Source organism: Acidovorax radicis (genome assembly GCF_020510705.1).
Classification (GTDB): domain Bacteria; phylum Pseudomonadota; class Gammaproteobacteria; order Burkholderiales; family Burkholderiaceae_C; genus Acidovorax; species Acidovorax radicis_A.
Window position 1 is genome coordinate 4,415,549 of sequence record NZ_CP075184.1, and the last position, 20,659, is coordinate 4,436,207.

Genomic DNA, 20,659 nt, shown 5'->3' on the forward strand with positions numbered 1-20,659 from the left:
CCACCATGCTTTTTTCTCCGCAAGAACTACTGCTCTTCGCGCTCGCCGCCCTGGTGCTGGTGCTCACGCCCGGCCCCAACATGGTGTATTGCGTCTCGCGCAGCCTCACCCAGGGGCCACGCGCCGGGCTCATTTCGCTGACCGGGGTGGTGCTGGGTTTTGTCGTGCACCTGCTGGCGGCGGCACTGGGGTTGACCGCGCTGCTGGCCGCCGTGCCCCTGGCGTTTGACGCCATCCGCTACGCCGGTGCCGCCTACCTGCTGTGGATGGCCTGGCAGGCCGTCAAACCCGGTGGCACCGCGCCTTTTGAAGCGCGCAACCTGCCGCACGACAGCCCGCGCACGCTGTTCCTCATGGGCTTCATGACCAACCTGCTCAACCCCAAGGTGGCCATGTTCTACCTGTCGTTCTTCCCGCAGTTTCTACACCCCGAGCGCGGCCAGTTGCTGCTGCAGAGCCTCACGCTGGGCGCCGTGCAGATCAGCACCAGCGCCGCCGTGAACGCCCTGCTGGTGCTGGGCGCCGCCCGCGTGGCACTGTTCCTCAACCGCAACGCCGCCTGGATGCGCGCCCAGCGCTACTTCATGGGCACCGTCCTCGGTCTGCTCGCCCTCAAATTGTTGACTGAAAAGAAAGCCGCCGCATGAACACCCGCCTCGACATCGCATCCCTCCTGCCCACCCTGGCCGACATCGAAGCCGCTGCCGAGGTCGTTTACCGCGACTTCGCCGCCACGCCCCAATACCGCTGGGGCCTGCTCAGCCAGCGCCTGGGCACCGACTGCTGGCTCAAGCACGAGAACCACACGCCCGTGGGCGCGTTCAAGATCCGTGGCGGCCTCACCTACTTTGACCAGCTCGCCCAGCGCGGCGCCCTGCCCGCCGAGGTCATCAGCGCCACACGCGGCAACCACGGCCAGAGCATGGGCTGGGCCGCGCGCCGCCACGGCGTGGCCTGCACCATCGTCGTGCCGCGTGGCAATTCGGTGGAGAAGAACGCCGCCATGCGCGCCCTGGGCGTCACACTCATCGAACATGGCGACGACTTCCAGGAGGCGCGTGAGCACGCCATGGCATTGGCAGCAGGCGGCGCCCACATGGTGCCCAGCTTCCACCCCGACTTGCTGCGCGGCGTGAGCACCTACTGGTGGGAATTTTTGCGTGCCGTGCCGCAGCTGGATGTGGTGTACGTGCCCATCGGCCAAGGCTCGGGCGCATGCTCGGCCATCGCAGCCAAACTGGCGCTGCAGCACCCCGTGCGCGTGGTGGGCGTGGTCAGCAGCCATGCCACCACCTATGCCGATTCGCTGGCGGCGGGGCACGTGGTTGAGGCACCTGTGACCACCCAGCTGGCCGACGGCATGGCCTGCCGCGTGGCCGACCCCGAGGCCCTGGCCGTGATGACCCCACACATCGACCACATCGTGCAAGTCAGCGACGCCGAGGTGGCCGCCGCCATGCGCGCCCTGTTCACCGACACCCACAACGTGGCCGAAGGCGCGGGCGCTGCGGCCTTGGCGGCAGCGCTGCAGGAGCGCGACCAGCTCCAGGGCTTGCACGTGGGCCTGGCGTTGACAGGCGGCAACGTGGACGCGCCCATGTTCAGTGAGGTTCTGGCGGGCTGAAGCCCTTGCGTCCTCAGCCCAAAAAGCTACACATTTAATAGCATCGGTCGCTTTTGCGACAAACGCCTGCGGCGGGTTCTGATCACAATCCGCCGCATGGGAACCCTCTACCTTGTGCGCCACGGCCAGGCCTCGTTTGGCGCGGAAGACTACGACCAGCTCAGCGCTCTGGGCCGCCAGCAGGCGGTGCGCCTGGGCGAACACTGGCGCGCACGCGGCTTGGGGTTTGACGCCGTCATCACCGGCACGCTGCGCCGCCACACGCAGACGCTGGAAGGCATTGCAGAGGGCCTGCAAACCACGCCCAATGCGCTGCAGTTGCCCGGACTCAACGAATACGACAGCCACGCACTCATCGCCGCCATCCACCCCCAGCCCCTGGGCCCGGCCGACACGCCCGAGCGCTACCGCGCGCACTTCCGCATCCTGTGCGACGCGCTGGCGCAGTGGATGGCAGGCGTCATCAGCCCCCAGGGCATGCCCAGCTGGAACGAATTTTCGGCTGGCGTACGCAGCGCGCTCGACCACGTGCGCCACCACCACGCGGGCCAGAACGTGCTGCTGGTGAGCAGCGGCGGCCCCATCTCCACTGCCGTGGGCGAAGTGCTGGGCACGGCGCCCGAGGTGACCATTGCGCTGAACATGCGCATCCGCAACAGCGCGGTGACGGAGTTCTCGATCTCGCCCAAGCGGTTGATGCTGCAGACGTTCAACACGCTGCCCCATCTGAACGAGCTGGAGCATGCGGCGTGGGTCACGCATGCGTGATTTCCTGAATGTGAGTGTTTTTGGCCTCTAGCGCCTATTGGACAAGCGGCAATAGCTATTGAAAAGATAGCATTCAGTCATCAAGGGACGGAGCCCTTGCCGAATGTGGGACTTCAAAAACGAAGGCCGAGGCGTTCGCTCGCAAGCGCAGATTCTCCTATCGCCTCCTCCGCTATCCTCGGCAAATGCCCATCCCCGACTACCAAACCTGCATGCTTCCCTTTCTCCAGTACCTGTCGGATGGTGCGGAGCACTCCCTTCGCGATGCCGAAGAGAGCTTGGGGGAATATTTCAAGCTGAGCCCAGCGGAACGGGCTGAACTTTTACCCTCTGGTCAACAAGGCGTATTCAAGAATCGGATAGGGTGGGCCCGCACATACCTGAAGAAGGCCGCACTCCTTGAGTCACCAAAGCGGGCTGTCTTCAAAATTACAGAACGCGGCGCCAAGGTACTGGCCTCAAACCCCACAAAGATCGACGTCAAGTATCTGGAGCAATTTCCTGAATTCATCGAATTTCGGGACGCATCCAAGCCCGAAATCAGCACTGCAGCAGCAGTCGAAATACCCCAAACCAAGACCACGCCCGAAGAGGCAATTGAGCTGGCACATCAAGGTCTGCGCGAACAACTTGCGGCAGAACTGCTCAGTCGCATCCTTGGCTGCTCGCCAACGTTCTTCGAACAGCTGGTGGTAGAACTACTCGTCAAGATGGGCTATGGGGGGTCTCGGCGCGACGCGGGCGAACGAATCGGTCAAACGGGAGATGGTGGCATCGACGGCATCATCAAGGAAGACCGGCTCGGACTAGACACTATCTTCATCCAGGCAAAGCGCTGGCAAGGATCGGTTGGACGACCCGAAATTCAGAAATTCGTCGGTGCTCTGCAGGGCCAACGAGCGAAGAAGGGCGTGTTCATCACAACATCAAGCTATACAGCAGATGCTGCGGACTACGCCACTCGTATCGACACCAAAGTTGTCCTCATTGACGGCAAGCAACTTGCAGGACTGATGATCGACTTTGACGTTGGGGTGTCTCCCGCCGCCACGTACGTTGTCAAGAGAATCGACTCGGACTATTTCGAAGAATCTTAGAGCTGTGCTTGCCATCGACAATGGCAGCAGGTTAATGGGGAGAGGCACTGCTCACCAAGGTAGACAACGGCAACGCCTGCAGCTCCTGCAGCAGGGCCACCAGTTGCTGCGCTGCAGCGTCCACCACCGCCCACCCCTTATCGGCCGTGGCTGCGGCCGCATTGCCCACGGCACCGGCCGGGTGGTAGTCCTGCATCTGCCAGCCCAGTTTGGCACTTTTGCCGTTGCCCAGAATGGCGTAGCGCTCCGAACGGTCCTGCGAGGTGGAGCGGAAGTTTTGCGCTTGCTGCATGTGCACCGTGGCGGGCGCCAGGTGCAGCATCATCGATGTTTCGATCTCGCCCGCGTGGATGCCAAAGCGGTGCTCCTGGGCGCTGAACTGGCCCGCCACCGCGTCGGGCAGCGGCAGGCTGAACCAGCTGGCGCTGTAGACGATGAGGTCGCAGCGCGTGCGCAGCTCGCGCGCCACGATGTCCATCACGCTGACCTGGCCGCCGTGGCCGTTGAACAGCAGCAGCTTCTTGACGCCCGCGCGGGCCACACATTCACCGATCTCGGTCCACAGCGCAATCACCGTGGCAGGCGACAGCGTGAGCGTGCCGGGAAAGCGAATGTGCTCCGGGCTCAGGCCCACGTTCTGCGGGGGCAGGAAGAGCACAGGCAGGTCGGCGGGCAGTTGCGGCAGCGCGGCATCGATCACGCCCTGCAGCAGCGTGGCATCCACCGACAACGGCAAATGCGGGCCATGCTGCTCGACGGCGGCCACGGGCAGCACCGCCACCACCTGGTCGACCTGGCCGCTGTGCTGCAACGCGGCAAAGTCGCGGGTGGACAGGTTGGCCCAGAAACGCGAGGGCAAGGAGAGGGGGGCGGGTTGGGGCGCGGCGGCAGCGGTCATGCCGCGATGTTAGAGCCTGTTCAGGGGGTGCGTCACTTCAGCATCATCTTGCCCAGCCAGACCAGCAGGTGCCCCGCGCCCATCACCAGCAGCGCGGTGGACGCCAGCCCACTGACCCTGCTGCCCAGGCCACGGCGGCGCTGCCACGCGCGCACCACCAGCGCCACCACCCAGCCCACGGCGGCCAGCGCGGCCCACAGCATCCACATCAGCCCCACGCCGATGCAGCCAAAGCTCTCGCAATACAGCGTGAAGCTGTAGTACGACAGCGCCACCAGCAGCCCGCACAGGCCCAGCAGCAGCACGTCCAACGTGCGTGAGACCCAGACCGCCGTGCGCGAGATCGGGGCCGAAGAAGACGACAGCGGCGGTGAAGGCAAAGGCGTGTTCATGAAAAAAGCCGAGGGTGGAGTGGTTCTGGACAGGGTGGCAGAACCCCCCGCAATTCAGCATAACGCCCGTCCACCCGCATCGCGCCGCCGCCCATCCCGCTACCATCACCGCATGACCCAAGACCTCTTCCGCCAAGACGCCTACCTGCGCGAATGCAGCGCCCACATCACCGCCATCACCGATGTCGGCATCGTGCTGGACCAGACCGTGTTCTACCCCCTGGGCGGCGGCCAGGCCGGTGACAGCGGCGTGCTGGTGCTGGCAGACGGCACCGACATCGTGATCGCCGACACCCGCAAGGGCAAGGACGCCGACGGCAACCCCACCAGCGACATCGTCCACATCCCCGCCGCCGGGCAGGAAGACCGCGTGGCGCAGCTCACGCCCGGCACCACCGTCACCGCCCGCATCGACTGGGAGCGCCGCCACCGCATGATGCGGCTGCACACCACCAGCCACCTGCTGTGCCATGTGGTGCCGCAGCTGGTCAACGGCTGCTCCATCACGCCCGACTACGCGCGGATGGACTTTGCGATGACCGACCCGCTGGACAAGGAGCAGCTGACTGCCGCCATCGCCACCCTGGTGGCTGCCGCGCACCCACTCACCGTGGCCTCGATCAGCGATGAAGAACTGGACGCGAACCCCGCGTTGGTCAAAAGCATGAGCGTGCAGCCCCCGCGCGGCACCGGGCGCATCCGCACCATCCGCATCGGCGGCGAAGCCGACGCGCCACCGATCGACCTGCAGCCCTGTGGCGGCACGCATGTGGCTAACACGTCGGAGATCGGCGCCATCGTGGTGACCAAGATTGAAAAGAAAAGCGCGACCACCCGCAGGGTGGTGCTGGGCTTCGCCCAGTGAGCGAAGCGAAAAGCGCTTTTCTTTGGGGCGGAATCATTTGCACGCAGTGCAAGTGAGGCCGCACCAAAAGCCCTCGCCGTAAACCACCACCCGCAGGGTGGTGCTGGGCTTTGCCCCATGAGCGCAGCGAAGAGCGCTTTGGCAGCGCCGCACAGATTTTCCGCGAGGGGGCTCACTCAGGCGCTGTTGCAACGCCTTACCTTGGCTGCCGAACAGCAGGGACAATAGCGGTCCGCGCTCGGTCCTGGGGTTGTGCGGCTTGAGGTGCTGGTTTTCCGGCCCCGGGCTTGCAGGGACTGCGCCGCCCACTTTTGCCTGTTGCCGCCATGCCTTTCTCTTTGCGCTCTGTGTCTTTAGCCTCTGTGCGCCAGCACCGCTGGTTCCGCCTTGCCTTGCGCGCACTGGCCGTTTTGGTGGCGTTGTGGCTGATCACCTGGCTGGCCGTGCCGCTGCTGGCCAAGGGCCCGCTGGAGCGCCTGGCCTCTGAAAAACTCGGCCGCACCGTGACGGTGGGGGCCATCGACTTTCAGCCCTGGAGCCTGGAACTCGCGTTGCGCGACGTGGCCGTGGCCGGGCTCGACGGCACGCCCGCCCAGCTGACCATTGGCCGCATTTATGCCGACGGCGAGCTGCAGTCGCTGCTGCGCCTGGCACCCGTGGTGGACGCCTTGACCGTGGAAGCACCGGTGCTGCGCCTCACGCACCGGGGTGAAGGCCACTATGACGTGGACGACATCATCGCCCGGATCACCGCGCCGGCAGAGCCTCCCGAGCCCGACGCGCCGCCTGCACGCATGGCGCTTTACAACCTCACGCTCACAGGCGGCAGCATCGACTTCATCGACCAGAGCGTGGGCAAGACGCATGAAGTGCGTGGGCTCGCCTTCAAGCTGCCTTTCATCAGCACGCTGCCCTCCCAGCGCGAGGTCAAGGTCGAGCCCCACCTGTCTTTTGCGCTGGATGGCAGTCGCTTTGACTCTTCCGCCGAAGGCACGCCTTTTGCCCAGGCGGGCAAGACAGACGCGCATATTCGCCTTGACGGCCTGAACCTCGCGCCGTATCTGGCCTATCTGCCGGCCGATCTGCCCATCCGGATCAAGGGAGCGGTGGTGGATGCCGATGTGAAACTGGCCTTTGAGCAACACCCCCGGATGGCCGTCAAACTGAGCGGCATGGTGCAGGCGCATGACGTGGGCATCACCGAACGGCAGGGTGCGCCGCTGCTCAGTTATGAACGTTTGCGCATCGACATGGCCGATGTGCGCCCGCTGGACCGCGTGGTGCGACTGGCGCAGATCGAGCTGACCCGCCCGGTGCTGACGGCTGCGCGTGACGCGCAAGGCCAGCTCAACCTGGCGCAGTTGGCACAGCCGACTCCCAGTGCCGTTCGGCCGGCCAAGTCATCGCCCGCCGTGGGTGCCCCGACCGAGCCGCCCGCCACGGCCCCTCCCCTGCCCACCACACCCGCCGATGGTGCTTCTGCGCCGCAGCCCGCTGCCAATGCGGCGCGCCCCGCCAGCGCCCCCCATGCAGCGCCCGCGCCCGGTGCCCGGGCTGCGTCATCCGCCAAAGGCCAGCCCCAACCCGCCGCCCCGTGGTCGGTGGACGTTGCCCATGCAGTGGTGCAGGGCGGCACCTTGCGCTTTACCGACCAGACCACACAACCCGCAGCCGACCTGCAGGCCACCGATTTCGCGTTGGATGCCAAAGGCCTTGTTTTGCCTTTTGCCAGCAAAGAGGCCAAACCCGTCGCCTTCAAGGGCGGCTTCAAGCTGCAAGGCAGCGCGCTGAACTTTGCGGGAGAGGCCACCGACCAGAAAGCGCAGATCCAGACCACCCTCAGCGCACTGGATCTGCAACTGGCTGCGCCCTACCTCGCGCAGACACTGTCGCCATCTGTCACCGGCCAACTCACTGGCGACATTGGCGTGTTGTGGCAGGCCCCCACAGCGCAAGCGGCGCAGGGCGGGGCCACGGGCGTTACCGTGACGGCCGGCCCCCTCGCGCTGGAAAAGCTGGTCATGAAACAGGGCAAGGTCACCGTGGCCAGCCTGGGCAAGCTCGAAATGGCCGGCGTGCAGATACCGCTGGACACCCGCACGGCCACGCTGGAACGCCTGGCCATCAGCGAGCCCCAGGCCACCGTGGAGCGCAGTGCCGACGGGCGCTGGATGTTTGAGCGCTGGATGACAGCGGCGCCGAAGACGCCAGCGGCCGCACCTGTCGCCCCTGCCAACAACCACCGCACCAACGACGCCCCCTGGGCGCTGCGCGTGGCCGATTTTTCCGTGCAGGGAGGCGCCGTCTCCTTTGCCGACAACGCCCAGGCGCGCCCCGTGGCACTGGAGCTGAGCGCGCTGGGCATTACGGCCCGCAACCTGGCGACTGACGGCAGCAAGCCCGAGGCCTTTCAGCTCTCGGCCCGCGCGGCGGCGCCGGGCAAAGGCAAAAGCGCCGGCAAGCTTGACTACAACGGCACGCTGGCGCTGCAACCCCTGGCCGCACAGGGCAAGCTGGAGGCTACGCGCCTGCCGCTGCACACGCTGGACGGTTACCTGGCCAGCCAGCTCGCGGTCGAGCTGCTGCGCGCCGACGTGGGCTATCGCGGGCAGGTGGCCGTGACACAGACGGACAAGGGCGCGCACCCGGGCATCAGCCTGCGCCTGTCGGGCGATGCGGTGGTGGAGGAACTCAAGGCCAACAGCACGGCCGCCTCCACCCCCAAAACCGAAGCCCAAGTGGGCGAGGAACTGCTGGCCTGGAAGAGCCTGAACCTGCGCGGCCTCTCCGTAGCCACCGCACCCGGCACCGCGCCGCGCGTGGAGGTCAAGGAGACCAGCCTGGTGGACTTTTTCGCGCGCATCGCCATCAACGAGGCGGGCCGCATCAACCTGAGCGACATCGCCAAGACCCCGGCCGAGGCCAGCGCCGCCAATGCCGCCAGCGCAGCCAATGCCACGGCCAATGCAGCGCCTGGGGCCACGCCAGCAGCGGCTACCGCCACGGCCACGACGCAAGCACCCGCCACGCCCGCTTCGGCAGCCCCCCCCCTCGTGGCCCAGGCCGACCCGCTGGCGCCGGTGGTGATCTTCGGGCCGGTGAGCCTCGTCAACGGCAAGGTGCTGTTCTCGGACTTCTTCATCCGGCCCAACTATTCCGCCGACCTCAGCGAGCTGACGGGCAAGCTCAGCGCGTTCTCGTCCGAAGCCCCGGGCGGCGAGCACGGGCTCGCCGACCTGGAGCTGCGAGGCCGCGCCGAAGACTCGGCGTCGCTGGAGGTCACCGGCAAACTCAACCCCCTGGCCAAACCGCTGGCGCTCGACATCACGGGCAAGGTGCGCGATCTGGAGCTGCCGCCACTGTCGCCCTACGCGGTCAAGTACGCCGGCCATGGCATCGAGCGCGGCAAGCTCAGCATGGACGTGAACTACAAGGTGCTGCCCAATGGCCAGCTCACGGCCAGCAACCGCCTGGTGCTCAACCAGCTGACCTTTGGCGAGCCGGTGGAGGGCGCGCCCAACAGCCTGCCCGTGAAACTGGCCGTGGCCCTGCTGGCCGACCGCCAGGGCGTGATCGACCTGGACCTGCCCATCAGCGGTTCGCTCAACGACCCGCAGTTCCGCATCGGCCCTGTGATCTTCAAGATCATCGTCAACCTGATCGGCAAGGCGCTGACCTCGCCCTTCAGCCTGCTGGCCAGCGCCTTTGGCGGTGGTGAAGAGATGAGCAGCGTGCCTTTTGCCCCTGGCAGTGCCGCCCTCGCTCCCGAGGCGCAGAAAAACCTGGGCAAGGTGGTCAAGGCCCTGACCGACCGGCCCGCCCTCAAGCTCACCGTGACCGGCATGGCCAGCCTGCAAGCCGAACGCGAAGGCCTGCAGCGCGAGCGCCTGCAGCAGATGGTGCTGGCCGAAAAGCGCCGAGCCAGCCCGACAGATGCGGCCCCCGAGGCCGAGCCATCCCACACCACGCCAGCCACCAGCACCAACACAGGCACCGACCTCACCGCGACGGCCACCGCAGAGGCGCCCCCCGCGCCGCCCACCATCTCGCCCGCCGAGTACCCCGCACTGCTCAAGGCGGTGTACCGGCGCGCAGACATTCCCAAGCCGCGCAACCTGCTGGGACTGGCCAAAGACCTCACCGTGCCCGAGATGGAAGCCTTGCTGCTGGCCCAACAGCCCGCCACCGAGGCCATGGCCGTCGAGCTGGCCACGCAGCGCGGCCAAGCCGTGCGCGCCTACCTGCTGTCGCAAAAACTGCCGGCCGACCGGCTTTTCGTGGCCGCCCCCAAGGCCGGCAAGCAGCCCGAAAAATGGGCGCCCCACGCTGAGATGAGCCTGGCGACACAGTAGAAAGATAGAGAGGCCTTTGTGTCGCCCCTTGCCAGATTGGTGCGCCGCCCCCGTGGCACGGCCTGGCGTCGCGCTGGCATCTGGGGCTGCGGGCGGCACGAAGCACAATGGCCCCTTGAAATGGAATGGATGACCAGGCGCCGGAACCAAACCCGCCCGCCCCGCTCCCACACTGCAACCATGCCCCACCGTTTGCTCCACCGCCTTGCAGTTACTCTGCTTTTGATAGCTGTTAGCGCTTTATGGACAAGCGCTAGAGCCCAATTTAGTCCCAAATCTGGTGCCACAGACAGCAGCGTGGTCACCACCCCCTATGTGCGGGCAGAACTCGTCGCCCACGCGCCCCAGGGCGTGGCCCCGGGCCAGCCGCTGTGGCTGGGGTTGTCGATCACCCACCAGCCCGAGTGGCATACGTACTGGAAGAACCCGGGCGACTCGGGCCTGCCCACCGAGCTGACCTGGGCCCTGCCCCCCGGCCTGGACGCTGGCGACATCGCCTGGCCACTGCCGCGCAAGATCCCCATCGGCAACCTGGCCAACTATGGCTACGAGGGCACGGTGCTGCTGCCGGTGCCGATCACCGTGGCCAGCACCTTTGCACCCGGCCCGCTGGCGCGGGAAGCCACCATCAAGCTGCATGCATCGTGGCTGGTGTGCCGCAAGGAGTGCATTCCCGAAGAAGGCGATTTCACGCTGCAACTGCCCATCAAGAGCACGACGGCGCTCCACGGTGCTGCGTTTGATGCGGCGGCCCGTGCGCACCCGCAGCCGGTGCTGGCCAACACCGCTGGCATCGTGCCCGACAGCCAGGCGCACATCGCAAACGGCGATAGCCTGCAGGTCAGCGTGCAGGGCCTGCCCGTGGCGCTGCGCGGCAAGACGCTGGACCTGTTCCCCGAAACCGCCGAGGTCATCGACAACGCTGCGCAGTGGAAGCAGGCCTGGAACGGCAGCGTGTGGACCGCGCAGATTCCCCTGTCCGCCCAGCGCAGCGCCAGCCCCAGCCTGATGCCCGTGGTGCTGGCCGAGCAGTCGCCCGCACATGCCACCGGTCCCGACACGCGCACCGGCTACCGCGCAGAGCTGAAGGTGCTGGGCGCCTGGCCGCAGGTCGCGTCGGTGGCCAGCGTGTCGCCCGCGCTGGAGGCCGCGCTCAAGGCGAATGCAGCGCAGGCAAGCGGCGCTGCAACCTCAACTGCGGGCTCTGGCGCCTCGTCCCTCACCCTCACCGCCGCGCTGCTGGGCGCCTTGCTCGGTGGCCTCATCCTCAACCTCATGCCCTGCGTGTTCCCGGTGCTGGCGATCAAGGTGGTGGGCTTCACACAGCATGCGCAAGACCGGCGTGCGCACCGCATCAGCGGCATCGCCTACACAGCGGGCGTGGTGCTGTCGTTCATCGCCCTCGGCGCGCTCATGCTGGGCCTGCGCGCGGCGGGCGAGGCGGTGGGCTGGGGCTTTCAGCTGCAGTCGCCCGCCGTGGTGGCATCGCTGGCGGCGCTGTTCACGCTGATCGCGCTCAACCTCGCGGGCGTGTTCGAGTTCGGGCATTTCCTGCCGTCCTCGGTGGCCAGCCTGCAGGCACGCCACCCGGTGGCCGACAGTTTTCTCACCGGCGTGCTGGCCGTGGCTGTGGCCTCGCCTTGCACGGCGCCGTTCATGGGCGCATCCCTGGGCCTGACCGCCACGCTGCCTGCGCCCCAGGCGCTGGCCGTGTTCGCCGCGCTGGGCATCGGGCTGGCACTGCCGTATCTGGCCGCGAGTTTTGTCCCCGCCGTGGCCCGCGCGTTGCCGCGTCCCGGCGCGTGGATGGACAGCTTGCGCAAGCTCATGGCCTTCCCCATGTTGGCCACCGTGGTGTGGCTGGTGTGGGTGCTGGGGCAGCAAAGTGGCATCGACGGCGCGGGTGCATTGCTGATCCTGCTGGTGGGCCTCGCGCTGGTGGTGTGGTCGCTGTCGCTGGCCGGGCGCGCGCGCCGGTGGATGGCGGGCGTGTCTCTCACCACGATGGCGCTGCTGATGTGGTCGTTTGGCCCCCACGTGACCACCCAGGCCGCCGCCCCGCTGACACAGACCGGTGGCGTTGCGGCGGGCTCCGATTGGCAACCCTGGAGCCCCGGCGCCGCCGAGCAGCTGGCCGCCACCGGGCGCCCGGTGTTTGTGGACTTCACCGCCGCCTGGTGCGTCACCTGCCAGTACAACAAGAAAACCACGCTGTCCAACGCCGACGTGCTGGCCGACCTGAAGTCCAAAAACGTTGCGCTGCTGCGCGCCGACTGGACCCGCCGCGACCCCGCCATCACCGCAGCGCTCGCCGCGCTGGGCCGCAGTGGTGTGCCGGTGTATGTGTTCTACGCGCCGGGGCGCCCGCCAGTGGTGCTGACCGAGGTGCTGGGTGTGGATGAGGTGCGCGCGACCATTGCGCAGCTGTGACACCGGCACATGGGCCGTGGTTTCAGACAATCGCCCAGCGCCCTTTCCGTTCGCCAGCCGGCATTGGCCTTCTGCAAAAACCCATGCCCCATGCCCCATGCCCCATGCCCCATGCCATTTGATCCTGCCACCGTCCAGTCCATTTTCAGGGGCACCCGCACGATTGCCGTGGTGGGCCTGTCCCCCAAGCCCGAACGCGACAGCCACCATGTGGCCGAGTACCTGCAGCGGCAGGGCTACCGCATCGTGCCAGTCAACCCGATGGCGACCGAAATCCTCGGTGAGCGCTCCTGGCCGTCGCTGACCGAAGCGGCACGGCACCACCACATCGACCTGGTGGATGTGTTTCGCGAGAGCGCTGCCGTGCCGCCGATTGCCGACGAGGCCATCGCCATCGGTGCCAAGGCGCTGTGGTTGCAATTGGGCGTCTGCCACGATGCCGCGCGGGCCAAAGCCCAGGCGGCCGGTTTGCTGGTGGTGCAAGACCGCTGCACGCTGGTGGAGCACCAACGGCTGCGGGCCGCCGGGATGCTGCCCTAGTCCACTGATCTTCTGTACGGGCGCGCGGCAGGGACCTTCGTCGCCCTTAGCCCGATGTAACGAGGTGCCACGCACCGTGCGTTTGCGGCCCGGGCGGCACGTGGATTGAAGGACATCGTGCGACCATCGCCTCAAAACACGGTTCCGGCGATATCCTCAAGCGCTGGCTGGCACGGGGCCACCCGTTTGTGAAGCCGTTTCTACGGTCTGGCTGATCCGCCCCACGACCCGTACCGCCTCAACCCAACCCATCGTCGCCCCATGTCGCAACACTCAACCTCGTTATGGAGCCCCTTGCGCCAGCCCGCGTTTCGCGGCCTGTGGATTTGCGGGGGGGTGTTTTTTGTGGGCAACGGCATGCAGACCATGGCGGCTGCGTGGCTCATGATCGAACTCTCTGGCTCGTCGTTTCTGGCGGCGCTCGTGCAGACAGCGGTGTTCATGCCCATGTTTTTGCTGGCGCTGCCCGCCGGGGTGTTGGCCGACACCACAGACCGGCGCCGATTGATCTCAGGGGCGTTGATCGCGCAGACCGGTGCCTGCGCATTGCTCGCGCTGTTGACGCTCAAGGGCTGGGGCGGATCGGCATCCGTGTTGTTTCTGGTGTTCATCTGCGGCTGCTGCACGGCGGTGTTGACGCCCGCCTGGAACTCGTCGGTCATCGACCCCGTGCCCCGCGACGAATGGCCCCAGGCCATCACGGCCGTGAGCATTGCCTACAACGCCGCACGCGCCGTGGGCCCCACCATGGCGGGGCTGGTGTTTGCGCAACTGGGCGCGGGCTGGGTGTTTGCGATCACGGTCGCCACCACGGTGGTGATGTGGGAGTCCATACGCCGCTGGCCACCCAAAGCCCACCCGCCCTCCAAATTGCCCGCCGAGCGCTTGTGGGGCGGCACGCTCAGCGGCCTGCGGTTTGCCTGGCATTCGCACATGATCCTGGCGCAACTGGTGCGCGTGATGGCCTTCAGCGCAGCGGGCTCAGCCCTGTGGGCGCTGCTGCCCGTGATCGCCCAGCGGTTGGGGACGGGCGCCGAAGGGTTTGGTTTGCTCATGGGCTGCCTGGGCACCGGTGCAGTGGCCGTCGGGCTGGTGCTGGGGCGGCTGCGCGCGCGCTTTGGGCTGGAGATCATCGTGCGCACCGCAGGCCTGGTGTTTGCCGTGGCCATGCTGATGGCTGCGCTCACGCAGATGGCGTGGTTCGTCTATCTGTGGATGCTGCTGGCGGGCGCGGCCTGGATGTCGGCCATGTCCACCTTCAACACCGCCACGCAAGCCAGCGCGCCACAGTGGGTGCGCTCGCGCGCGGTGGCCATGCACATGGTGGCGGCCCTGGGCGCCTTTGCGATGGGCTCGGCATTCTGGGGGGCATCGTCTGACCTCCTCGGCCTCACGCCCACGCTGTGCGTGGCGGCGGCGCTGATGGTGGCAGGGCTGCTGCTGGCCCGTGCCATGCCACTGCGCATGGGCGCGCTGCACGAGGTGACCCAGGCCACGCCCTGGGACGAGCTTTTTATCGAGGCCGAGCCCCTGCCCGAAGCCGGCCCCGTGGCCGTGGAGGTGAGCTATCGCATCGCCCCAGGCACCGATGCGGCTTTCCTGGACACCATCAGCCGCATGAAGGCGCCACGCCGGCGCGACGGCGCGACGTTCTGGCGGGTCTACAAGGACCTGGGCGACCCCTCGCGCTATGTAGAGCGGTTCATCGTCACGTCCTGGGCCGACTACCTGCACCAGCGCGCCCGTGCCACCATGGCCGACCAGGCGCTGGAGACCGAGGTGCGCACCTTTCTGGCGCCCGGCGAGGTGTCCACCATGTCGCACTACATCGCTGAAAGATAGCGCCCCCTGAGCCGCTTCGCGCCTTCCCCCTGAGGGGGACGCCACCCGTGGTCCGGCAACGCCGGTTCCACGGTGGCGCTGGCACAGGCGCGCCCTTGGCACAGATCAGCCGAGCCCTGCGCCCACCCTGCGACAATGGGAGCATGAGCTTTGCACCCCTCTCCAACGACACCTTCCTGCGCGCCTGCCGCCGCCAGGCCACTGATTACACTCCCCTGTGGCTCATGCGCCAGGCGGGCCGCTACCTGCCGGAATACAAGGCCACGCGCGCCCAGGCAGGCAGCTTCATGGGCCTGGCCACCAATGTGGACTACGCCACCGAAGTGACGCTGCAGCCACTGGAGCGTTTCCCGCTGGACGCCGCCATCCTGTTCAGCGACATCCTCACGGTGCCCGACGCCATGGGCCTGGGTTTGAGCTTTGCCGAGGGCGAAGGCCCGCGCTTTGCCAAGGTGGTGCGCGACGAGGCCGCGGTGGCCGAGTTGGCGGTGCCTGACATGGACAAGCTGCGCTATGTGTTCGACGCCGTCACCAGCATCCGCAAGGCCCTCAACGGCCGCGTGCCCCTCATCGGGTTCTCGGGCAGCCCCTGGACGCTGGCCTGCTACATGGTGGAAGGCAAGGGCAGCGACGACTACCGCCTGGTCAAGAGCCTGATGTATGCCCGCCCCGACCTGATGCACCGCATCCTGGCCATCAACGCCGACAGCGTGGCGCAGTACCTCAACGCCCAGATCGACGCAGGCGCCCAGGCCGTGATGATTTTTGACAGCTGGGGGGGCGTGCTGGCCGATGGCGCGTTCCAGGAGTTCAGCCTGGCCTACACCCAGCGGGTACTGGCGCAATTGAAGCGCACCGGCGTGGATGGCACCGACGTGCCGCGCATCGTCTTCACCAAGGGCGGCGGCATCTGGCTCGACGACATGAAGGACATCGACTGCGAGGTGCTGGGGCTGGACTGGACAGCCAACCTGGGCAAGGCCCGCGCCATCGTCGGTGGCCAGGCCGGCGGCCCCGGCAAGGCGCTGCAGGGCAACATCGACCCCAACGTGCTGTTTGCGCCCCCTGCGCAAATCGAGCAGCAGGTGCGCCATGTGCTGGACAGCTTTGGCACACCGCACACCGACCGCAGCACCACGGGGCCCACCCATATCTTCAATCTGGGCCACGGCATCAGCCAATTCACCCCGCCAGAGCATGTGGCGGCGCTGGTGGAAGCCGTGCACAGCCATTCGCGCGCGCAGCGCCAGGGCTGACCACGCCGGGGCGGGGCGGCCGCCCCGCCCAATGCCCCACTTATGCACAAAAACGGAGCAGCGGCGCCTCAAAAATGGCACCAGGATATCTGGCGGACACGCTGAGGGAAATATTCTCCTCACGACGGTAAGTTGTTGATTTTATTGAAATTTATTGATTTGCCATTTTTGCGCGCAACCCAGCCAAACCACGGTCTGTCAAGGACTTGCAGCACAAAACCCAAGGATATCAACAAAGTTATCCACAGGAATTCTGAATTTCTTCAAAATTCACTGTTAAATCAATGACTTGCGGCCTAAACTGCAGAAAACAGTGAACATCCGCAACCCGGACTAGCACAGATTTGGTGATTTTCCGGGCTTGACGAATCACCCATGTCCGACTTATGCACACAAATCGTGATGCGGCGCAACATGGATGCCCCTTGCGGCCCTAGCACAGAATCAACGCATCAAATTCTTCAGATGATTGATTCATAACGATTTTTTTGCCTTGCCGAATTTCTGGGCAATGTGTTCCAAGCCAGCATCCATGCGGCTTGGGCCGGGGTCCGCAGAGGATGTCAACAAAGTTATCCACAGAAAATCGGGATTACTCACACACCACCAACAAATCAAGCACTTAGCCGTGAAACCTCTACGTAGCATCCACATGCTCCCGTAAATTACCCTCCACCTCGTGCCCACACCCGCCACCATCGTCCACATCGCCCTGCAAACCCCGTCCCACAGCGGTGTGGGCGATCTGCTGAGCTATGCCAGTGAGCACCCGCTCACACCAGGCACATTGGTGCGTGTGCCCCTGGGGGCCCGTGAGGTGCTGGGCGTGGTGTGGGATGCCGACGAAGCCACGGGTGAACTGCCTGATGGCGCCACCCTGCGCGCCATTGCCGGGGTGCTCGAAGGCGTAGCCCCGCTGGACCGGCATTGGCGCCGTCTGGTGGCGTTTGCGGCGCACTACTACCAGCGTGCGCTGGGCGAGGTGGCCCTGGCCGCGCTGCCGCCGCAACTGCGCGACCTGAAGCCCGAACAGCTGGCACGCCGCCTGCGCCGCCCGGCCAAAGCGGCAGGAGACACCTCGGATGCTATTCAAAACATAGCACTCACCGCTGAACAGGAGAGCGCCAGGGCCCGAATTGCTGCAGAAAAAGGTCCGTTCCTGCTGTTTGGCAGCACCGGCAGCGGCAAGACCGAGGTGTACCTGCGCTGCGTGCAGGAGATGCTCGAAGCCGACCCGGGCGATGGGTTTCCGGCCCAGGCGCTGGTGATGGTGCCCGAGATCAACCTCACCCCCCAGCTCGAAGAGCGCTTTGTAGGCCGCTTCGCCCCGCGCTTTGGCCCCGGCGCCGTGGTCTCCCTGCACAGCGGCATGACCAACCCGCAGCGCCTCAAGAGCTGGCTGGCCGCCCACAGCGGCAGCGCGCGCATTGTGCTGGGCACGCGCATGGCCGTGTTTGCCAGCCTGCCGGGGCTCAAGCTGATCGTGGTCGATGAGGAACACGACCCCAGCTACAAGCAGCAGGAAGGCGCCCGCTACTCGGCGCGCGACCTGGCCATCTGGCGCGGGCGCGAGCAAGGCGCCAAGGTGCTGCTGGGGTCGGCCACCCCGTCATTGGAGAGCTGGCACGCCAGCCGCCCCCCCACGCCCGAAGACCCCGAGGGCGGGCGCTACGTGCGGCTGCACATGCCCAGCCGCATTGGCTCCAGCGCGGGGGCTGGCGCGCTGGCCCGCGTGCGGCGCGTGGACATGACCCAGCAGCCCCGGCGCGCGGTGTTCAGCGCCCCGCTGCTGCAAGCCATCACCGAGCGCGTGGCGCGCGGCGAGCAGAGCATGATCTTGCTGAACCGGCGCGGTTACGCGCCCGTGCTGCACTGCATGGACTGCGGCTGGAAAAGCGACTGCCCGCACTGCAGCGCGCACCAGGTCTTCCACAAGACCGACCGCACCCTGCGCTGCCACCACTGCGGCTTCACCGTGCGCGTGCCCCACCACTGCCCCACCTGCGGCAGCCCCGACATCCACCCCATGGGCCGGGGCACCGAGCAGCTCGAAGAACAACTGAGCGCCCTGCTGCGCAACGTGCAGCGCCCGGACGGCAACCCCGCCCGCATCGCCCGCATCGACGCCGACACCACCAAGGCCAAGGGTGCGCTGGAGGCCCAGCTGGCCCAGGTGCACGCTGGCGAGGTGGATGTGCTGGTGGGCACGCAGATGATTGCCAAGGGCCACGACTTTCGGCGCATCACGCTGGTGGCGGCCGTGCAGCCCGACGGCGCGCTGTTCAGCAGCGACTTTCGCGCGCCCGAGCGGCTGTTTGCGCTGCTGATGCAGGCGGCGGGCCGCGCTGGCCGTGACGCGGCCTACATGGCATCGCAGGGGACCCAACCCGAGATGTGGATCCAGAGCTTTCACCCCCAGCACGCGGTGTACGAGGCGCTGCGCACGCACGACTACGAGGCATTCGCCGCCCAGCAACTCCAAGAGCGCGAAGAGGCCGCCATGCCACCCTTTGCCTACCAGGCGCTGGTGCGTGCCGACGCGCGCACCCAGGAGGTGGCGCAGGGATTTCTGAGCGCCGCCACCGCCGCCGCCCACGCAGCAGGCCTGCCCGGGCTGGAACGGGTGACCTTGTTCCCGCCCGTGCCGCTCACCATCCAGCGTGTGGCCAATGTCGAGCGCGCCCAGATGCTGATGGAAAGCAGCAGCCGCGCGGCACTGCAGCGCTTTCTGGCCGCGTGGCAGCCAGTGCTGCAAACCACCCGCAGCCAACCTGGGCACAAAGGCTTGATACGCTGGCTGGTGGACGTGGATCCGCTCACCATCTGATCCGGTGGACCGGGCTCCCGCACGGCCACCGGATCGCAAAAAACGCCCAGCGGGTCAATTTATGGTCTTTTTTGGCTCTTCTAGCGAATAGTCGTGATGGAACTCGCCGCACGTCTGAAGACGGCGATTTCAACGTACGACATTTATCGAGTGCATCACTAGCATTCGCTAGAAGAGCCTCTTTTTTGGCTCCAGCGCTTGACCATCAAGCGCCAACAGCTACAAAAACAGAAGCACCCAGCGCCATACCACGCTATATTTCAGCGCATGCACCTGCTGCCCCTGCCCCCCACTGCCGCTGCCACCGGAGACGCGCCGTGACCCCCTGGGACCTGCCCGCACCCGTGCACGGCCTGGGGGCCGCGCTGGCCGTCGGGCTGCTGATCGGCCTGGAACGCGGCTGGCACCAGCGCGACCTGAACGAAGGCGCGCGCGTGGCCGGGCTGCGCACCTTCGCGCTGACAGGGCTGCTGGGGGGCGTGCTTGGCAGCCTTGCGCCCACGTTCGGGCCCTGGCCGCTGGTGGCCGGTCTGGCAGGCCTGGCACTGCTGATGGCGGTGGCCTACCTGCGCAGCGCCCAGGCCACGGGCGGGCTCAGTGCCACCACCTCGGTCGCGCTGCTGCTCACGCTGGCGCTCGGCGCCTATGCCAGCTCGGGGGCCATCGCCCTGGCGCTGGCGGCAGCCGTGGTGGCGACGGTGCTGCTGAACCTCAAGCCCACGCTGCATGGCTGGCTGCGGCAGATCGAGCACCGCGAGCTCACTGCGGCACTGCAGTTGCTGGTGCTGTCCGTTGTCATCCTGCCCTATCTGCCCAACGCGGGCTTCGGGCCGTATGCGGCGCTGAACCCGTATGAGCTGTGGTGGGCGGTGATCCTGATCGCCGGGCTGTCGCTCGCTGGGCATTTCGCGGTGCGTATCGCCGGACCCCACCGGGGACTGCTGTGGACGGGCATGCTGGGGGGCCTGGCCTCTTCGACCGCAGCCACGCTGGCCCTGGCGCGGCGGGCGCGCCAGCAACCCGCCCTGGCCGATGCGGCGGCCATAGGCGCCCTCGCGGCCAGTGCCATGATGTTTCTGCGCATGGCCGTGTTGCTGGGCGCCATCCACCCTCCACTGCTGCGCACCTTTGGCGCTGCGCTGGTGTTCACGGGCGTGGCCATGGCAGGCCTGAGCCTATGGCAGTGGCGCCGCCTGCCCGCACAGCCGCCCCACAGCGATGACGCTGTGGAACAGATTCCGCCGTTTGACCTGGGCAGCGCATTGGGTTTTGGCGCCTTTCTGGCTGCCATGGCGGTGCTGATGCCCGCTGCCCGGGACTGGCTGGGACACGGCGGCATCTATGTGCTGTCGGCCATCTCCGGCCTGGCGGATGTCGATGCCACCGTGATTTCGATCGCACGCCTGCAAAGCGCCAACGACGTGCCGGTGGTTGCGGCGGTCACAGCACTGGGGCTGGTCACCCTCACCAACATGATCACCAAAGCCACCATCGCCTGGGTCACGGGCGGCGCCCTGCTGGGCCGGGCGGTGGCACGCGGCTATGCGCTGTGCATGCTGGCCGGCGCACTGGTGCTGGCGCTGCTGGTGATGGCGGGTTAGTTCGCTGCGCTGCCTTGCCCCGCCAACACCCCGCCGTTCGTGGATGGGCCGTCGTTTTTGGCAGGGCGCCCTGAACACCGTTTGCACGCTTGCACGGTTTGCGCATCGCAAAAAATAGGGTGATTATTGGCTCTGAGGCATATCCCACAAGTGCTACCAGCTATCAA

Annotated in this window: 14 protein-coding genes; 12 read left to right on the forward strand and 2 right to left on the reverse strand. The window is 66.7% G+C overall.

The features are described from left to right. Nucleotides 1-5: 5 nt before the first annotated feature. From KI609_RS20220 to KI609_RS20235, 4 genes are all read left to right on the forward strand, one after another. A complete protein-coding gene (locus KI609_RS20220; RefSeq protein WP_226445325.1) occupies nucleotides 6-647 on the forward strand; it encodes a LysE family translocator in 642 nt (213 codons plus the stop codon). Beyond that, a complete protein-coding gene (locus KI609_RS20225) occupies nucleotides 644-1,624 on the forward strand; it encodes a threonine dehydratase (RefSeq protein ID WP_226445326.1) in 981 nt (326 codons plus the stop codon). Before KI609_RS20220 ends, KI609_RS20225 begins: the two co-directional genes overlap by 4 nt. 96 nt (nucleotides 1,625-1,720) lie before the next feature. After that, complete coding sequence (locus KI609_RS20230; RefSeq protein ID WP_226445327.1) at nucleotides 1,721-2,392, forward strand: histidine phosphatase family protein; 672 nt, start codon at nucleotides 1,721-1,723, stop codon at nucleotides 2,390-2,392. A 212-nt stretch (nucleotides 2,393-2,604) separates the two neighbouring features. Next, nucleotides 2,605-3,489 carry a restriction endonuclease gene (locus KI609_RS20235; protein WP_226445328.1) on the forward strand — a complete coding sequence of 295 codons (885 nt, stop codon included), beginning with the start codon at nucleotides 2,605-2,607 and terminating at the stop codon, nucleotides 3,487-3,489. Nucleotides 3,490-3,520: 31 nt separating this feature from the next. Here KI609_RS20235 and KI609_RS20240 read toward each other — a convergent pair whose 3' ends face one another. Continuing rightward, nucleotides 3,521-4,387: a creatininase family protein gene (locus tag KI609_RS20240; RefSeq protein WP_226445329.1), complete on the reverse strand. Its 867-nt coding sequence runs from the start codon at nucleotides 4,385-4,387 to the stop codon at nucleotides 3,521-3,523. 32 nt (nucleotides 4,388-4,419) lie between these two features. Continuing rightward, complete coding sequence (locus KI609_RS20245) at nucleotides 4,420-4,779, reverse strand: hypothetical protein (RefSeq protein ID WP_226445330.1); 360 nt, start codon at nucleotides 4,777-4,779, stop codon at nucleotides 4,420-4,422. A gap of 112 nt (nucleotides 4,780-4,891) precedes the next feature. Here KI609_RS20245 and KI609_RS20250 point away from each other — a divergent pair, with 112 nt between their 5' ends. The 8 genes from KI609_RS20250 to KI609_RS20285 all read left to right on the forward strand — a co-directional run bounded on the left by KI609_RS20250 (nucleotide 4,892) and on the right by KI609_RS20285 (nucleotide 20,492). After that, nucleotides 4,892-5,644, forward strand: a complete 753-nt coding sequence (locus tag KI609_RS20250) for an alanyl-tRNA editing protein (protein ID WP_226445331.1) — start codon at nucleotides 4,892-4,894, stop codon at nucleotides 5,642-5,644. 326 nt (nucleotides 5,645-5,970) lie between these two features. Beyond that, nucleotides 5,971-9,996 carry a DUF748 domain-containing protein gene (locus KI609_RS20255; protein WP_413463347.1) on the forward strand — a complete coding sequence of 1,342 codons (4,026 nt, stop codon included), beginning with the start codon at nucleotides 5,971-5,973 and terminating at the stop codon, nucleotides 9,994-9,996. A 180-nt stretch (nucleotides 9,997-10,176) separates the two neighbouring features. Then, nucleotides 10,177-12,426, forward strand: a complete 2,250-nt coding sequence (locus KI609_RS20260; protein WP_226445333.1) for a protein-disulfide reductase DsbD family protein — start codon at nucleotides 10,177-10,179, stop codon at nucleotides 12,424-12,426. A 111-nt stretch (nucleotides 12,427-12,537) separates the two neighbouring features. Continuing rightward, complete coding sequence (locus KI609_RS20265; protein WP_226445334.1) at nucleotides 12,538-12,966, forward strand: CoA-binding protein; 429 nt, start codon at nucleotides 12,538-12,540, stop codon at nucleotides 12,964-12,966. A gap of 261 nt (nucleotides 12,967-13,227) precedes the next feature. Next, nucleotides 13,228-14,808, forward strand: coding sequence for an MFS transporter (locus KI609_RS20270; protein WP_226445335.1), 1,581 nt, complete (start codon nucleotides 13,228-13,230; stop codon nucleotides 14,806-14,808). Between the two features lie 143 nt (nucleotides 14,809-14,951). Beyond that, entirely contained in the window at nucleotides 14,952-16,064 is a 1,113-nt protein-coding gene (gene hemE, locus KI609_RS20275; protein WP_226445336.1) for a uroporphyrinogen decarboxylase, read from the forward strand. A 679-nt stretch (nucleotides 16,065-16,743) separates the two neighbouring features. After that, nucleotides 16,744-18,891, forward strand: a complete 2,148-nt coding sequence (priA, locus tag KI609_RS20280; protein ID WP_226445337.1) for a primosomal protein N' — start codon at nucleotides 16,744-16,746, stop codon at nucleotides 18,889-18,891. A 317-nt stretch (nucleotides 18,892-19,208) separates the two neighbouring features. Next, nucleotides 19,209-20,492: an MgtC/SapB family protein gene (locus KI609_RS20285; RefSeq protein WP_226445338.1), complete on the forward strand. Its 1,284-nt coding sequence runs from the start codon at nucleotides 19,209-19,211 to the stop codon at nucleotides 20,490-20,492. The last annotated feature ends 167 nt before the right edge of the window (nucleotides 20,493-20,659 follow it).

Excerpts from the sequence above, each read along its gene's own strand:
- KI609_RS20220 (WP_226445325.1), top strand. The coding sequence starts at position 6 with ATGCTTTTTTCTCCGCAAGAACTACTGCTCTTCGCGCTCGCCGCCCTG.
- KI609_RS20225 (WP_226445326.1), top strand. The coding sequence starts at position 644 with ATGAACACCCGCCTCGACATCGCATCCCTCCTGCCCACCCTGGCCGAC.
- KI609_RS20230 (WP_226445327.1), top strand. The coding sequence starts at position 1,721 with ATGGGAACCCTCTACCTTGTGCGCCACGGCCAGGCCTCGTTTGGCGCG.
- KI609_RS20235 (WP_226445328.1), top strand. The coding sequence starts at position 2,605 with ATGCTTCCCTTTCTCCAGTACCTGTCGGATGGTGCGGAGCACTCCCTT.
- KI609_RS20240 (WP_226445329.1), bottom strand. The coding sequence starts at position 4,387 with ATGACCGCTGCCGCCGCGCCCCAACCCGCCCCCCTCTCCTTGCCCTCG.
- KI609_RS20245 (WP_226445330.1), bottom strand. The coding sequence starts at position 4,779 with ATGAACACGCCTTTGCCTTCACCGCCGCTGTCGTCTTCTTCGGCCCCG.
- KI609_RS20250 (WP_226445331.1), top strand. The coding sequence starts at position 4,892 with ATGACCCAAGACCTCTTCCGCCAAGACGCCTACCTGCGCGAATGCAGC.
- KI609_RS20255 (WP_413463347.1), top strand. The coding sequence starts at position 5,971 with ATGCCTTTCTCTTTGCGCTCTGTGTCTTTAGCCTCTGTGCGCCAGCAC.
- KI609_RS20260 (WP_226445333.1), top strand. The coding sequence starts at position 10,177 with ATGCCCCACCGTTTGCTCCACCGCCTTGCAGTTACTCTGCTTTTGATA.
- KI609_RS20265 (WP_226445334.1), top strand. The coding sequence starts at position 12,538 with ATGCCATTTGATCCTGCCACCGTCCAGTCCATTTTCAGGGGCACCCGC.
- KI609_RS20270 (WP_226445335.1), top strand. The coding sequence starts at position 13,228 with ATGTCGCAACACTCAACCTCGTTATGGAGCCCCTTGCGCCAGCCCGCG.
- hemE (WP_226445336.1), top strand. The coding sequence starts at position 14,952 with ATGAGCTTTGCACCCCTCTCCAACGACACCTTCCTGCGCGCCTGCCGC.